At 69.5% G+C, this 15,452-nt stretch carries 12 protein-coding genes; 7 read left to right on the top strand and 5 right to left on the bottom strand.

Annotated features, from left to right (window positions below):
* The 5 genes from AB0E96_RS26930 to AB0E96_RS26910 form a co-directional block, all read right to left on the bottom strand.
* Positions 1-1,299, bottom strand: a 1,299-nt coding sequence (locus AB0E96_RS26930; protein WP_359828043.1) for a condensation domain-containing protein, incomplete at its 3' end; no start/stop codon positions are given.
* Complete coding sequence (locus AB0E96_RS26925; RefSeq protein ID WP_359828042.1) at positions 1,296-6,020, bottom strand: amino acid adenylation domain-containing protein; 4,725 nt, start codon at positions 6,018-6,020, stop codon at positions 1,296-1,298. The genes AB0E96_RS26925 and AB0E96_RS26930, both read right to left, overlap by 4 nt.
* Before the next feature lie 94 nt (positions 6,021-6,114).
* Positions 6,115-7,281 (bottom strand): cytochrome P450, encoded by a 1,167-nt coding sequence (locus AB0E96_RS26920; RefSeq protein ID WP_359828041.1) that lies wholly within the window; start codon positions 7,279-7,281, stop codon positions 6,115-6,117.
* A gap of 59 nt (positions 7,282-7,340) precedes the next feature.
* Positions 7,341-8,300, bottom strand: coding sequence for a GHMP kinase (locus AB0E96_RS26915; RefSeq protein ID WP_359828040.1), 960 nt, complete (start codon positions 8,298-8,300; stop codon positions 7,341-7,343).
* Between the two features lie 3 nt (positions 8,301-8,303).
* Positions 8,304-8,522, bottom strand: coding sequence for an MbtH family protein (locus AB0E96_RS26910; RefSeq protein ID WP_359828038.1), 219 nt, complete (start codon positions 8,520-8,522; stop codon positions 8,304-8,306).
* A 440-nt stretch (positions 8,523-8,962) separates the two neighbouring features.
* On the opposite strand from AB0E96_RS26910, the gene AB0E96_RS26905 reads away from it, so the two are divergent.
* From AB0E96_RS26905 to AB0E96_RS26875, 7 genes are all read left to right on the top strand, one after another.
* Positions 8,963-9,832, top strand: coding sequence for an AfsR/SARP family transcriptional regulator (locus AB0E96_RS26905; protein WP_359828036.1), 870 nt, complete (start codon positions 8,963-8,965; stop codon positions 9,830-9,832).
* Between the two features lie 111 nt (positions 9,833-9,943).
* Positions 9,944-10,195: a phosphopantetheine-binding protein gene (locus AB0E96_RS26900; protein WP_359828034.1), complete on the top strand. Its 252-nt coding sequence runs from the start codon at positions 9,944-9,946 to the stop codon at positions 10,193-10,195.
* Positions 10,195-11,421 (top strand): beta-ketoacyl-[acyl-carrier-protein] synthase family protein, encoded by a 1,227-nt coding sequence (locus AB0E96_RS26895; protein ID WP_359828044.1) that lies wholly within the window; start codon positions 10,195-10,197, stop codon positions 11,419-11,421. The genes AB0E96_RS26900 and AB0E96_RS26895 overlap by 1 nt, the downstream gene beginning before the upstream one ends.
* Before the next feature lie 148 nt (positions 11,422-11,569).
* Positions 11,570-12,658, top strand: coding sequence for a 4-hydroxyphenylpyruvate dioxygenase (gene hppD, locus AB0E96_RS26890; RefSeq protein WP_359828033.1), 1,089 nt, complete (start codon positions 11,570-11,572; stop codon positions 12,656-12,658).
* Positions 12,659-12,705: 47 nt separating this feature from the next.
* Positions 12,706-13,101 (top strand): alpha-hydroxy-acid oxidizing protein, encoded by a 396-nt coding sequence (locus tag AB0E96_RS26885; RefSeq protein WP_359828031.1) that lies wholly within the window; start codon positions 12,706-12,708, stop codon positions 13,099-13,101.
* Entirely contained in the window at positions 13,098-14,111 is a 1,014-nt protein-coding gene (locus tag AB0E96_RS26880; protein WP_359828030.1) for a TauD/TfdA family dioxygenase, read from the top strand. Before AB0E96_RS26885 ends, AB0E96_RS26880 begins: the two co-directional genes overlap by 4 nt.
* Positions 14,112-14,180: 69 nt before the next feature.
* Positions 14,181-15,452, top strand: a 1,272-nt coding sequence (locus tag AB0E96_RS26875; protein ID WP_359828029.1) for an amino acid adenylation domain-containing protein, incomplete at its 3' end; no start/stop codon positions are given.

The following is a 15,452-nucleotide window of genomic DNA, read 5'->3' as shown; positions in this document are numbered from 1 at the left end:
CGGGGTTCCGGGGGCCGCCACCCAGGCCTCCAGCGTGCGGACCAGACGGCCCGCCAGCACCCCCACCGACGCATGGTCAAACAGATCCGCGGAGTGGTCGAGGTGCAGTGTGAGGTCGGTAGCACTAGGCAGGACGACCATTCGGAGCGGATAGTGGGCGCCGTCGTGAGCTTGGATGCCGCGCAACTGCAGGCCGGTGCCAAGCTTGGTGAAGTCGTCAGCGTCGAACGGGTAGTTCTCGAACAGCAGGACGGTGTCGAAGAGGCGGTCAAGACCGGCCGCACGGTGAACGTCGACCAGGCCGAGGTGATGGTGGCCGAGGAGCGCGGCCTGCTCCTCCTGAATGCGCCGGAACAGACCGTTCAGCGTCTCATCGGGGCGCAGCCTGACGCGGATCGGGACCGTGTTGATGAGTAGGCCGACGATCTCCTCCACGCCTGGCAACTCGGGCGGGCGGCCGGAGACGGTGGCACCGAAGACCAGGTCGTCGCGGCCGGTGAGGCCGGCGAGCAGTAGCGCCCAGGCACCCTGGAGCACGGTGTTGAGGGTCAGCCCGAGGGCGCGGGCCTGCTCGGTGACATGGTGGGTGAGCTCCGGCCCAAGGGTGGTGCTGACCCGCTCCAACCGGCTGACGGGCGCGCCGGTGGCGCCGGCGACCAGGGTCGGCTCGTCGAGTCCGGTGAGAGCCTCTCGCCAGGCGGTCTCGGCGGCCGACCCGTCCTGTTCGCGCAGCCAGCTGAGGTAGTCGCGGTAATGACGGGCGGGCGGCCCGGCGAGCGGGGTGATCGCCTCGGTCGCGTGCTGGGCGTACGCGAGGAACAGGTCCGACATCAGGACCGGCATGGACCACCCGTCGAGCAGGATGTGGTGGTTCATCACCGCAAAGGCATGCCGGTCCGCCCCCAGTCGGATCAGGGCGAATCGAATCAGCGGCGGCGAGGCCAGGTCGAATCGCCGTTCGCGTTCGGCGGCGAGGTGGCGGTGCAGGGCGGGCTCGCGTTCGGCCGGAGGCAGGCCCGAGAGGTCAGTTTCCTGCCAGTCCAGCGGGATGTCCCGGGTGACGATCTGGACGAGCTGACCGTTCTTGCGCTGATGGAAGCCGGCCCGCAGGCTGCTGTGTCGCGTCAGGACGTACCGGGCCGCTTCGCGCAGCGCCCGGGAGGAGACCGGACCTTCCAGGTCGAAGACGTACTGAACGTTGTAAACGTCCGGCACGTCCTTGTCGTACTCAGCATGGAAGTAGAGGCCTTCCTGGAACGGCGAGAGCGGGAGGATCTCCTCGATGCGCGACTGTTTCACCGGTCTGTACCATCCTTCTGCTCCAGGACGGACTCGAACTCGTCGAGCTCGTCCTGACTGATGTCGACCAAGGCCATGTCAGAGGGGGTGTGTCCGCCAGCGTCCGAACGGTCAGCGTGGGTGGCGAACGCAACGAGTAGTCGCTGCCAGGCGTCGGCGAGGGCATGCGCCTCGCCGACGGGAAGCGCGCCAGCGGCCCAGCGCCACCGGGCGGTCAGGCCGTCCGTACGCGGCTGAGAGTCCGTGCCGAGGCCCTTGCGGCGGACGCTGTAGACGTCGATCTCCAGGACGTGTGACAGCCTCATGCCAGGACCGCCGCCGCCGGTGACCGCCTGACCCGTGTGGTCTTCGGCGGCCAGTGTCCAGTCGCCGAGGCTGTCCGGGCCGGCGATCCGGCCGAGATAGTTGAAGCTGATCTGGGGGCCGCGGCCGGCCGCGCGGAGCAGTTCGCCGGAGTCCGGGGCGAGGTAGCGCAGCAGGCCGTAGCCGATGCCGTTCTCGGGGACCCGGGCGAGCTGTTCCTTGACGGTCTTGAGGGCGCTGCCGAGTTCCGGTCCGCCGTGCTGGACGTCCGACCAATCCCTGACGGCGGCGTCGAGCCGTACGGGATGGACAGTGGTGAACCAGCCGATGGTGCGGGACAAGTCGGCCCCGGGGACGAGGTCCTCCCGGCCGTGTCCCTCCAGATCGACCAGGACCGGTCCGCTGCAGTCGCCGGTGGCTCTGCGGCGGTCGGCGACGGCCAGGGCAAGCGCAGCGAGCAGCACATCGGTGGGCTTGGCGTGGTAACCCTGCGGGAGGCGGGTTAGGACGGCGTCCGCTACCAGGTCGGGGAGGTCGATCTCCAGGGTGCCGGAGCGGTCCTCGGTGTCACAATCGGGGTCGAGCGGGCGGTCGCCGAGGTCGGGTTCGGAGGTGCTGGCGATGTCCTGCCAGAACGGGAGTTGGGAGCGCCGTTCAGGGGCGGCGGCGGCGAGCCGGGTGGCCCAGTGGCGGAAGGAGGTACCGGTCGGTTCGAGCTCCGATTCCCGACCGTCGGCGGCCGCGGCGTAGGCGACGGCCAGATCGGGGAGCAGGACGCGCCAGGAGACACCGTCGATGACCAGGTGGTGGGCTATGACGAGGAGCCGGCCGTCGCGGTCGGGCCCGGCGTCGAGCCAGACCACCTGCAGCATCCGCCCCCCGGTGGGGGCGAGCCGGCCGACGGCCTCGTGTTCGGCGGCCTCCATCAGGTCGTCAACCCGTTCGGCAGCGGTGGCGTCGAGTCGGGTGACGGCACTGGACTCGGCGGGGACGGGTTCGCGGGGGATCTCCAGGGTCCAGCCGCTTCCGTCGTCCGCGGGCACAGTTCGAGCACGGAGCACGGGGTGGTGGGCGGTGACCGCGGCGACGGCGGTGGTCAGGGCGGTCTGGTCGAGCGTGCCCGGGACGCGCAGCCGGACGCGCTGGTGGTAGTGGTCGACGGGGCCGCCGAGTTCACGCAGCCAGGCAGTGATCGGGGTGGGTGGGACGACGCCGTAGGCCGCGTCGGCCGGTTCGTGGCGGCCATCGACGGGGTCGGCATCGGTGGCGACGACGGCGAGCTCGCGGACGGTGGGGTGCTGGAAGACGTCGCGGGCGTTGAAATGAAGTCCGGCGCGGCGGGCGCGGCTGACCAGCTGGATGGAGCTGATGCTGTCGCCGCCGAGGTCGAAGAAGCCGTCGTCAATGCCGACTTCGGGCAGTGCCAACACCTCGGCGAGGATCTCGACGAGGATTCGCTCGGTGTCCGTGCGGGGCGCGGTGCCGCTGACCGCGGCAGTGAAGTCGGGCGCGGGAAGAGCCTTACGGTCGACCTTTCCGTTGGTGTTGAGCGGGAAGGTGACGAGCGGGACAATCGCGGCGGGGATCATGTAGTCGGGGACGAGCTCGGCGAGGCCGACCCGCACATCGGCCGGGTCGGCCTCGGTGATGACGTAGCCGATGAGCCGCTGGATCCCGCCGGTGCGGTCGGCGGTGACGACGGCGTCGATGACGCCCGGCAGGGCGCGCAGCGCGGCCTCGACCTCGCCGAGTTCGATGCGGTTGCCGCGGATCTTGACCTGGTGGTCGAGGCGGCCGAGGAAGTCCAGTTGGCCGTCGGTGGGCCGCAGGCGAGCGCGGTCTCCGGTGCGGTACATCCGGGCGCCGGGGCTGTCGCCGAACGGATCGGCGAGGTAGCGCTCGGCAGTGCGGTGAGGGTCGCCGCGGTAGCCGCGGCCGACGCCAACGCCGGCGATGTAGAGGTCGCCCGGGACGCCGGGCGGTACCGGGCGCAGGCTGTTGTCGAGAATGTGGAAACGATGGTTGCGCAGCAGCCGGCCGACCGGAAGACGACCGGGTCCGGTGGCGGTGGCGGCGTCGATCGAGGCGTGGGCGCTGTCGTCGGAGCACTCGGTCAGGCCGTAGGCGTTGCTGATCGCTACATCGGGGAAGCGCGCGTACCAACGGCGGACGAGTTCCGGGGAGAGCACCTCTCCGTTGACGACGAGGTGTCGAAGTCCGCGCAGCCGGGCAGCGGGCAGACCGGTGTCCCAGGCGTCGAGGACGGCACGGACCTGGGAGGGGACGACTTCCAGCACCGTGACCGCGGCCCGGCCGGTGGCATCGAACAGCGCCAGGGCATCCTGGCCGGAGGATTCTTCGATGACGCAGGTAGTGCCGCCGACGACCAGCGCGGCGAGCATCTGCCAGACGGAGACGTCGAAGGTGAGTGGTGCGTTGAGGGCGAGCCGGGTGTGCTCGTCGAGGCCGAACTCCTCGACCTTCGCCAGGAGATGGTTGACCATGCCCGCCTGGTGGACCATGGCGCCCTTCGGCCGGCCGGTGGAGCCTGAGGTGAAGATTGTGTACACGCAGCCGAGTTCGGTGAGCGCGGGATCGCGCTCCAGCGGCGGGTCGGTGTCGGGCTGGGCGGCGAGGCGCTCGCGGGTGCGCGGGTCGTCGAGGTCGAGGCGGTGGCGTCCGGCCGTGCCGGGCAGGTTGTGGTCCCGGCTGAGTCCGATGACCAGGGCGGGCCGGACGGCGCCAGTGATGGCGGCGACGCGTTCGGCGGGCTGGGCCGGGTCGACGGGGACGTAGACGGCGCGGGCCTTGAGGACGGCAAGCAGTGTGACGACGGCTTCGGCGGACCGTGGCAGAGCGCTGACCACGGTGTCCTCTGGTCCGATGCCCAGGCCGGCGATGAGGTGGGCGAGCCGGTTGGCGTCGGCGTGGAGGGCGGCGTACGTCCAGGTGCGGTCGCCGTCCTCCAGCGCCACGCGATGCGGGGCGCGGGTCGCCTGTTCCTGCAGGAGTGCGGCAGCAGTGGTCGCCGGAGTGGGTCGTGCGGTGGCGTTCCAACGGCGCAGGTCACGGCGGTCCTGTTCGCCGAGCAGGTCGAGGTCGCGCAGCCGCAGGTCCGTGCGGGAGCCGAAGCGGGCCAGCAGTGCGGCGTAGCGGGCGCGGTGCCCGACCAGGTCGGCGGTGTCGAAGCGCTGAGACATCCCATCGGTGTCAACCCGGATCGGTCCTTCGACCGGGCCACCGAACACGGAGAACTCGAGTTCCTCGGTGATGGCGTTAGCGAGGTTGTGAACGGTGGCAGTGCAGCCGGCGAGGTTAAGGGTGTTCTCGAAGGCCATCGCGTTGATCTCGCAGCTGAACAGGCGCCCCTCGGTGCCGTTGAGACCGAGGTCGCGGCGCAGGTCCTCGTAGCGGTAGCGCTGGTGGACGAGGGCGCGGTGGACTTCCCGGGTGGCGGTGGAGACGAGTTCGCCGACGGTGGTATCCGGGCGCGGGCGCAGCCGGATCGGCAAGATGTTGGCGAGGGTGGCGACGGCGCGGCCGGCCGTGGCGCCGATCCGTCCGGTCATCGGCACGCCGATAACCAGGTCCTCGGCACCTGTGAGGCGGTGCACATAGCCGACGCTCGCAGCGACGGCGAGGGCGCTCCAGGTGGTGCGCAGCCGGCTGGCGGCGGCGCGGATCTCGGCGCTGTCGGCCTCGGCAAGGATACCGGAACTGCGCAACACCCGGTTGGGGACGGGCACGCTCTGGTGGGAGAGACTCACAGGCTCGGGGCGGTCGGCGAGCCTTTCGTGCCAGTAGGCACGGTCGCGGGCGTGGGCGGCAGAGTCGAGGTAGCGGGTCTCATCATCGTGGAGCTCGTCCAAACCGGGGGCGGCGCCGGGCGGAACCTCCCGGCCGACGAGCAGACAGTCGTACAGCTCGGCGACCCGGCGGGCCACCAGCGGGCCGCTGAAGCCGTCGGCGACGATGTGGTGGGCGCGCAGGTACCAGTGGTGGTGCTGGTCGGCGAGCGTGATCAGGGCGGTGCGGAACAACGAGGGTTCGGCGAGATCGATGGGCCGTTCGAGGTCCTCGGCCATCCAGGCGCGGGCCGCGGCGGCCGGGGCGGACTGGTCGGAGAAGTCGAGGTGGTGAACCTGCCGGGGGCCGACGGACGCGACGAACTGCCGTACCTCGGCGTCAACTTCGCGAAAGTGAACGCGAAGGGTCGGGGTCTCGGCGAGGAGCAGGTCAATGGCCTCGGTCAGGCATGCCCGGTCGAGGGGTCCGCGGATGTCGACGTACTGCGCGACGTCGAAGCTCTTGGCAGGCGCGGCGATGCGCTGGGCGAACCACAGGCCCGCCTGGGCGGTACGCAGCGGTCGGCCACGGTCGGCTGCGGGCGCGTGCGGATGTGACTGGGTCGGTTCCACGTCGGTTCCCCCGTGCGGCGTCAGGCCCGCCGGCGGCGGCCGGTGGGTCGGCTGTGCGTAGATGTGGGTCGTGCTGCGGCGGGCGGGGCCCGGGTCACCAGGTGACGTTCATCCGGGTGAGTCCGCGGGTGGCCGAGCCGGTCTTCCACAGGAGTCGGTCGGGGTCCTCGGCAAGCGCGAGGGTGGGCAGGCGTTCGGACACCAGCCTCAGGGCAGTGGCAAGTTGCAGCCGGGCGAGCGGCGCACCCAGGCAGCGGTGGATGCCATGCCCGAAGGTGAGGTGCGGCATCGGGCCACCGCTCGACGTCTCACCCTCGGAGACGCCGCGGTTGGCGGCCATCAGGAAGACCACGACCGGCTGGCCCGGCTCGATCACGACGTTGCGCAGGTTCACGGTCTCCCTGGTCATTCGGGTGAAGCTGGCCGGTGCGGAGGGATTGGTGCGCAGCAGTTCCTCGACCTCGGCGGGGATCGTCCCGGGTCGCTCCCGCAACGCCTGCATCCGGGGCTTGTCCTGGAGCAGACTCAGGATGCTGAGAGCGATCTGGTCTCCGGTGGAGTCATAGCCGGCCATCAGCAGGGACAGTGCAAGGGTGACGAGTTCCCGGTTGGTGAGTCGGCCACCTTCGTCGGTCGCCTGGACCAGGGCGGTGAGCAAGTCGTCTGCGGGCTCGCGCCGCTTGAGTCCGACCAGCTTCGTCATGTAGTGGGTGATCCGGAAGGCGCTGGTACGGCTGTCCGCTCCATCTCCGGCGAGGTCGAACAGTACGGGCACCCAGGTCTGGAACTGCGCGTAGTCGGTCAGCGGGATGCCGAGCATCCGGCACAATACGTGCAGTGGCAGCGGCGAGGCGAAGGCAGAGACGAAGTCGACCGGAGCAACCTCGGCAGTCATCGCGTCAAGGAGTTCGCCGGCGATGCGCTCGATCTCGGGTTGCAGGTCGGCGATCCGCCGCTCGGTGAAGGCGCCGGCGACGATGCGGCGTAGCCGAGCATGGGCGGGCCCGTCCAGACTGATGATGGAGTCCGGAGCGGGGTCGACAGTGGTGAGCTTGGGGACGTCGCTGCGGACCGCCTCGGAGCGGGTGAACCGCCGGTCGGCGAGGACTTCGCGACCGAGCCGATAGTCGGACACCACCCAGGCACCGACCCCGTTCGACAGGGTCATCCAGTGCACCGGGCGCGGATCATCGAGGTCCAGGTCGCCGGGGAGCGGTCCTGGCATCGGGCAGCGGATCGTCCCGGCTTCAGGGTTCGCCATCAGTCTCTCTCCAGGTCGCCGTCGGTGGCCTGGGGCGCACCGGATCGTTCGTTGCGGTCTCAGGTACGGGGCGCCGAGGGCCCGGATGCGTAGTGCCAGGTGCCATCGGTTCCGGCGGCGCGAAGCAGGGCTGCGGCCTCCGCGATCCGGTCATCCGGCTCGGGGCCCGCAGGGTCGAACAGGAATCCGCCCACATTGCCGCTGTGCGCGACCTGCAGGCCGGCCGCACCAACCCGATCCGCGATGTCCAGCAAGGCACCGAAGGCGGGGACTGGCAGGAAGCGCTGGTTGATGCGGGCGCTCTCGGTGGCCACCAGGCCGATCTCCGCGAGGTCGGAGCGGGCGGCGGCATGACGCAACCGGGTCCGCAACGTCTCGAAGTCCCTTACCTCGGAGCGGTTGTAGACGGCCGGGGGAAAGGCCACGGTGTCCACCCGGTCGATACCCAGCGGGAAGCCGAGCAGTCGGAAAGGCGGCACGGCAGGCCCGAAGGACTCGATCACCTGCCCCTCGCGGTGGGCGAACAGCAGCATGCCGTCGAACATCAACGGGTCTGCGGCCACTTCGCTCTGTACGGCAAGGCGGGCGATCCGGTCGGCCTTGACGGTGACGCCCAGCGCGTCCAGCACCGCGCGGATGGCGGCGGTGACATCGCTGGTCGAGGAGCCGAAGCCGCGGCCCACCTCGGTGTTGCTGCGGATCACCAGGCGGCCGCCGATTCGTGGCCAGCCGACCGCGGCCGCGGTGGCCGAGGCGGCGTCCCTGGCCTTCGCCTTCCAGGCCGGCTCTACGGACAGCACGGCAGAGCGCGTGTCGAGTTCGACGATCGCCTCAGAGGAAAACAGGCTGCAGGGCAGGGTAGTGAGGCCGCGCTGCAGTCTGCCATCGGCTCCGGTGAAGACTCCTTGCAGCAGCTCGCCGTGGTGTCCGTGGACGGCGCCTCGTCCGCTACGGGTCTGCCCACCCGCCCACTGCGGGGCTGGGGCCGCACGGCCTGATCCCGTCGCTCCATTGATCATGGGTCAGTTGTGCGATTCGGACATGGCTACGACAAGACTACGCGGACGGAGGTCTTGCCAGTGCTCGGTCACATAGTCCAGGCAGCTCGTCCGATCGGTCGGGCCGAGAGCCGCAGACCACCCCCCTGGCACTTCGGCGAATGCCGGCCACAGGGAGTGCTGTCCTTCGTCATTGACCAGGACCAGGTAGGCGGCATTCTCGTCCTCAAATGGATTTGCCATGCGCTTTCCTCCAGAAGAATTGTCTGACAGGCGCAGCCCCGCACCTCGGGAAGAAATGCGACGGGCCCGCCGTCCCAACCATCCTGCACGACGCCGATATCGCGATGTTTTCGTGCAGATATCACCGGCACCAAGGGTGTCCGGCCCGCCCGACGCAAGACACTTTCGTCACACTGTGTCACTAGATATGACACAGAGTAGCATCGCGCTTCGCCCGAGCCCGCTCCGGCAGCCCGCCCATGCCACCAACACCCGTCAAGAGAAAGGCCCTTGCCATTGCAGGAACGGTCTGGTTATGGTTCCAATCACTGGCGATTCGAACACACATCTCAGGCTCGACAGCAGTCCACCTCGATGCCTGAGTTCCCACTAGGGATGGCGCAGCCGCCCAGGCCGCCCGCCCTGGCGGTTGCGACGACAGAGCCACGGGGGGCCTGGACGTGCTGTTCAACGTACTCGGACCGATTGAAGTCATAAATTCGTCCACAAATGTCACTATTTCCTCAGCGCGGCAGCAGACAATCCTCACCGCTCTTCTACTCGGCAGTAATCAGCCTGTTCCACTCAGACAACTCGTTGACGCGGTCTGGGATGGGAATCCCCCTCGTACCGCGACCAACCAGGTCCGGATCTGCATCTCCAGCCTGCGTCGGCTTCTCACCGCTCCGGGCAGCCCCGAGCTGATCGAGACCCACATCGCGGGATATCTGCTGCGGGTCACCGACAGCCAGCTCGACCTGCGGCGCTACGAGGCACTGGTCGGCGTCGGCCTCAACCTGGCCGCCGACCACCGGCTGGAAGAAGCGGTGCGGCATCTACGGGCGGCTCTGGAGCTGTGGCGCGGACCGGTCGCCGCCGGTATCAGCAGCAGAGCGGTACAGGTCTCCGCGACGCGGCTGCAGGAGAGTCGGCTTTCGGTGGTGGAGCAGTGCATCGACCTGGAGCTCCAGCTGGGCCGCCACCGCGAGATCATCGCGGAGCTGACCGAGCTGGTCGCCACGCACCCGCTGCACGAGCAACTGCGGGCCCGCCTGATGCTCGCCCTCTACCGGTCGGGCCGACCGGCCGAGGCGCTGGCCACCTTCCGGAGTGGCCGCGAGACGCTGGTCGCCGAACTCGGCCTTGATCCGGGCATCGAGCTCCGGGCCGTCGAACAAGCCATTCTAACCGGGCAGCCGTCGCTGGGCGGGCTCCGGGTCGACATCGGCTCGCTGCCCATGACTCTGCCGCCCGCTCCTGAACAGGGCCACCCGTTCGCCGTCCTGTCCCCGCTGCCGCGCACCCGCTTGCCAGAGACGGTGCTGAACTGACCGGACGGCCACGGAACCGGGCCATCCCCGAGCTGCGCCGAGGCACCGACAACCCGGTTCGGCGCACACTCAAGCAAGGCCGTCACGACCTTCTCATCGATAGGAGCAGACGTGTCCGCTCTGTACGAAGCCGTCGCCCAACGGCTTCACGACTTGCTCGGCGTGCCACGGGAACTGATCACGCCAGAGGCCACGTTCGTGGATCTGAAACTCGACTCACTGGGTCTGGTGGAGTTCTCCGTGATCCTGGACGAGGAGTTCGGGGTCCCACCGACCGAGCTGCGACCGGACTCGACCTTCGCTGACGCGGTGGCTCTGGTTGCGGCCAATGCCAGCGGGCCGGTGCAGGCTGAACAGCCGTGATGGGCTCCTCCGCCATCGCGGTGACCGGCCTCGGGCTGGTGTCCCCACTCGGCATCGGTCTTGCGGAGAACTGGGCCGGCCTGTGCGCCGGCACCTCCCGGGCCACCCCGGACGACGTGTTGGCAGACCTTACGGTCAACTTCTCCTATCCGGTGCCGGGCTTCGCGGAGGCAGAACTGGTCAGCCGTCAACTCGCTTGGCGCCTCGACCCGTACGCTCAAATGGCACTGGTCGCGGCCCGCGAGGCGGTAGCCGACGCCGGGCTCGACCCGCAGGACTGGAACGGTGCCCGGGTGGCTGTGGTGCTGGGCACCGGCGGACCGAGCAGCGCTGCCTGGGACCGCACGATGGAGCACATCGCCGCCGGCCGCAACGACCGGGTCTCCGCGCTCTTCTTGCCGCGTACGCTGCCGAACCTGGCCGCCGGCGAGATCAGCACCGACCTGCAGGCGCTCGGCCCGAGCCTCAGCGTCAGCACCGCCTGCGCCTCTGGCACCACCGCGATCGGACTCGGACGAGACCTACTGCGATCCGGCGCCTGTGACCTCGCCGTGGTCGGCGGCGCCGAGTCCGGCCGCAACCGAGCCTGCTGCATCGGCTTCCACCGCATGGGCGCGCTCTCGACTCGGCGCGACAACCCGGCCGCTGCCTCCCGCCCGTTCGACGCCGAGCGGGACGGGTTCGTACTGGGCGAGGGTGCCGGGATCCTGGTCCTGGAACGGGAGGCGGACGCGGTGGCACGCCGCGCCCGAATCCGTGGCCGGGTAGCCGGTTTCGGTTCCTCCGCCGATGCCCACCACTTCACCGCCCCACATCCAGAGGGCCGCGGCGCCGAACTCGCCATCAACGCCGCTGTCGCGGATGCCGGTCTCGCGCCGTCGGACATCTCGCATGTCAACGCGCACGGCACCTCCACTCCTGTCGGCGATGCCGTCGAAGCCGCCGTATTGCACCGCCTGTTCCCTCACCGGCCGCCCATCACCGCCACCAAGAGCCTGACCGGCCACACCCTGGGCGCGTCCGGCGCTCTCGAAGCAGCTTTCACCCTGCTCTCCCTCGAACACCAACTGGTCCCGCCGATCGCGAACCTCGATCGCGCGGACGAGACCGCAGCCGAACTGGATCTGGTCGTCGACCGGGCGCGGCCGGTCACGGGCGCGGCCGCGATCAGCCCCTCTTTCGGCTTCGGCGGGCAGAACGCCGCCGTGGTCCTCACCGTTCCCTGACGGTCCCAAACCCGTCCGGCCATCCGGATGATATCCGGATATAACCCCGAAAATATGCCCTCGGTGCATCGTAGGCGCAAGGCAGCGGCTCCACTCCGGCGAACACGCACCAAGCCACCGGAATCCGACGAATACGAGGAGAACAGCAGTGACGAGCCTCCCGGCAAACGGCTTCCAAGCCGATCTGGACCTCGACCACGTCGTCCTCTATGTCACCGATCTGGAGGCCGCCGGCGCGCGGTTCACTGAGCACTACTGCTTCACCCCGGTGGGCACCGCCGACTCCACCGAGGCAGGCGCACGGAGCGTGGCGCTACGTCAGGGCCGGGTCCTGCTCGTCCTCACCCAGGGGACGATCGAGGACCACCCGGCCACCGCCTACACCCTCGCCCACGGCGACGGCGTCGGCGACATCGTGCTGCGGACGCCCGACGTGACCAAGGCCTTCCGCACCGCGGTCGCCCAAGGCGCCCGCCCGATTGCGGAGCCTCGTCCGCTCCCGGACGGAACCGGCCTGACCGCCGTCGTCGGCGGCTTCGGCGACATCGTGCACAGCTTGCTCGAACGCCACCCCGCCGATCCGCCCGCGCTGCCGCCCGGATTCCGCCCGCTGCCCGCCGCGCCCGGCCACACGGCCGAGGTCGGTCTGCTCGACTTCGACCACTTCGCGGTCTGCGTGGGCCCAGGCGAGCTCAACGCCACCGTGGCGCTCTACCGGGACGCCCTTGGTTTCGAGCAGACCTTCGAAGAGCAGATCAGGATAGGCAGCCAGGCGATGAACTCGAAGGTGGTGCAAAACGCTTCACGGACCGTCACGTTGACGGTGCTGGAACCTGACACCAGCGCCGAGCCCGGTCAGATCGACGAGTTCGTCAAGAAACACGGAGGATCCGGTGTTCAGCACCTCGCGTTCCTGGTGGACGACGCGGTGCGTAGCGTCCGGGCGCTGTCCCGGCACGGCGTGGAGTTCCTCGACACCCCGGGTTCCTACTACGATCTGCTGCGCGACCGCATCGAGGTGACCACTCACACCGTCGACGAGTTGCGCGCACTCAACGTTCTCGTCGACCAGGACCACGCCGGCCAGCTGTTCCAGATTTTCACCCGATCCACCCATCCACGGCGCACTCTCTTCTTCGAGGTGATCGAACGGATCGGCGCCGAGACTTTCGGCAGCTCCAACATCCGGGCGTTGTACGAGGCCGTGGAATTCGAACGCTCCCGGCACGCAGAGTGAACCCGTCGTCCCCGACCATGCCCGTCCCGGCCGCCGTTCCCCCGTGAGTGCGTGACGCCGTCTGCCTGTCGGACTTGGAACGGCTCGCAGAACAGACGCTATCCCCGCAGGTGTGGGACTTCGCCGCCGGTGGCGCCGGTTACGAGCGGACCCTGGCCGCGAATCGCGAGGCGTTGGACGCAGTCCGCCTGGCTCCACGCACGCTGCACGAGACCTCGCACTGCGATCCTGCACCCCGGATCTTGGGTTGGAACCCGATGCGGCGCTTCTACCAGGCCACGGTGGCCGCCCCCCCGGATCCGACTATCAGTCAGCCTGTTGGGCCACAAACAGATCGACGACGGCATCAAGCGGCTCGCCGCCTTCGTCGCCGACCACCCACCACACTGAGGGCCAAGCCGCCGGCCGGTTCAGGCCGTCCGACTGGGAAGGAGTTGCGATGAGCCAGAACGACGCTCGACCCGCATGGGAGCACTCGGCGGGCCGACCGATGACCGCCCGGCTGGACGGGGTACCTGACATCGACGACGCCTGCCGGCGGCTGGTCGAGCTCCGCCAGGAGCTCACCCGGGCCCTGCACGAGTACGGCGCGGTGCTGGTCCGCGGCCTGCCGATACGCACCGTCGAGGACTTCGCCAAGGTTCGGGACGCTGTGCTGCGCCATCGCACCGCGTACCGCGAGAAGGCCACCCCACGCAGCGACTACGGCGATCACGTGTTCTCCTCCACGGACCTGCCCGCCGCCCAGCCGATCCGTATGCACAACGAGAACAGCTACACCCTCACATTCCCCGGTCTGCTGCTCTTCGCATGTCTGGTCGCACCTAGGGAGGGCGGGGCGACACCGGTCGCCGACTGTCGCCAGGTGCTGCGTGCGCTGCCGGCCGAACTGGTCACGAGGATGCGAAAGTCCGGCTGGATGCTGCGCCGCAGCTACAGCGACCACATCTCCACCAGCTGGCGCTCCGCCTTCGGCGCGGAGCGACGCGAGGACGTGGAGCGCTACTGCGCCGAGAACCTGATCGCACATCAGTGGCAGCCGGACGGAAACCTCCGAACCAGCCAGCTGCGACCCGGAATCATCCGCCACCCCGTCACCGGGGACGAGGTCTGGTTCAACCACCTGGCGTTCTGGAGCGAGTGGTCGCTCGACGACGAGCTACGAGAAGCCCTGCTCGATGAGTTCGGCTCGGACGGGCTTCCGTTCAACACGGCGTTCGGCGACGGCGATCCGCTGACCCGCGCAGAGCTGGAGACCCTCCAAATCGCCTACCAGGAGGCGACGGTCCGGGAACAGTGGCAGACGGGCGACCTGCTTCTGGTCGACAACGTGCTTGCCGCCCACGGCCGCGACCCGTTCCGCGGCGACCGAAAGATCGTGGTGGCCATGGGCAACCCGATCAAGCTCGCCGACTGTCGGCCGGAGGTCCGGCCGGCCGCGGCGGGAGCCTGACTGTACATCGGCCCCGCTCCACCAGATCCGCATCTCGCGGCGGCGCCGCAGAAGAGAGGAGTCCCGACCATGGACAGCCCTGCCCCCGGAGACGGCCAGCCGGTCGATCTGCTGACTCGATTTCAGACAGTGGTCCAATACGATCCCGACCGGATCGCGGTCCGGGCGACCGACGGCGACCTGTCCTTCGCCCAGCTTGACCGCCTCACCGCCGGGCTCGCCAACCAGCTCGCCGCCCGCGGCATCCAGCCGGGCGACCGGGTCGGGGTCAGCGTGGAACGCAGCAGCCGGCTGCCGGCTGTGCTGCTCGGCGTGTGGCGAGCCGGCGCGGCATACGTGCCACTGGACCCGGACTACCCGGCGGACCGGCTAGCGTACATGGCCACCGACTCCGGCATCCGCTTTGTGGTGACCGGTGACATCGCTGCGCCGGTGCCACGGGGTGTGGAGCCGCTGGTGCTCAGCGATCCGCCCACCGAACCTGGCGGCGCCGCCTTGGCAGCCCGCGGTCCGGAGTCGTTCCCCGGTCCGGCGTACCTGATCTACACCTCCGGTTCTACCGGAACGCCGAAGGGCGTGGAGGTGACCCGGCCGGCCGTGGCCGCCCTGGTCGCCTCCCTGGAGCGGACCGGGTTCTACCCCGGCGAACCGACTGTGGTCGCCTGGAATGCCAGCGCCTCCTTCGACGCCTCTGTCCAGCAGTGGGCCCGGATCTGCCGTGGCGACACGGTGGTGGTACTCGACGCCGAGCAGCGCCGCGACCCGGACCGGCTCGCCGCGCTACTCGCCGAGTATCGTGTCACCGATCTGGACCTCACCCCCACGCACTGGCGGCTGTTGCGCGGCCGACTGCTAGAACCCCGGCCCGACGGCAGCCGCCTTCGCCTGTTCGTCGGCGGCGAGGCGGTTCCCGCCGACACCTGGGCTGAGCTGGCCTTCGCCGGCTCAGCGGGCGGACCACGGGCGATCAACCTGTACGGCCCGACCGAATGCACCGTGGACGCCACCGCCGGTTGGATCGAAGGGGCGGGCCCCCACATCGGCACCGCGCTACCCGACGTGCTCTCGTACGTCCTCGACGAGCAGCTGCGGCCCGTCTCGCCAGGACAGGTAGGCGAGCTGTACCTCGGCGGCACCCGGTTGGCCGTCGGCTATGCCAACCAGTCAGCGCTCACCGCCTCCCGCTTCGTCGCCGACCCGTTTGGGGCCGTAGGAGCACGAATGTACCGCACCGGCGACCGGACGCGGCACACCACCGACGGCGTCCTGGAGTATGTCGATCGAGTCGACCGACAGGTGAAGTTCCGCGGTTTCCGGGTGGAGCTCGGGGAGATCGAAGCC

The organism is Kitasatospora sp. NPDC036755, from assembly GCF_040636595.1.
Lineage (GTDB): Bacteria > Actinomycetota > Actinomycetes > Streptomycetales > Streptomycetaceae > Kitasatospora.
This window is presented reverse-complemented; position numbering and strand designations above follow the sequence as displayed.

What these genes read in the sequence shown, in the direction of transcription:
- AB0E96_RS26920 (WP_359828041.1), bottom strand. Translation starts at nt 7,281, where the DNA reads ATGGCGAACCCTGAAGCCGGGACGATCCGCTGCCCGATGCCAGGACCG.
- AB0E96_RS26915 (WP_359828040.1), bottom strand. Translation starts at nt 8,300, where the DNA reads ATGATCAATGGAGCGACGGGATCAGGCCGTGCGGCCCCAGCCCCGCAG.
- AB0E96_RS26910 (WP_359828038.1), bottom strand. Translation starts at nt 8,522, where the DNA reads ATGGCAAATCCATTTGAGGACGAGAATGCCGCCTACCTGGTCCTGGTC.
- AB0E96_RS26895 (WP_359828044.1), top strand. Translation starts at nt 10,195, where the DNA reads ATGGGCTCCTCCGCCATCGCGGTGACCGGCCTCGGGCTGGTGTCCCCA.
- AB0E96_RS26880 (WP_359828030.1), top strand. Translation starts at nt 13,098, where the DNA reads ATGAGCCAGAACGACGCTCGACCCGCATGGGAGCACTCGGCGGGCCGA.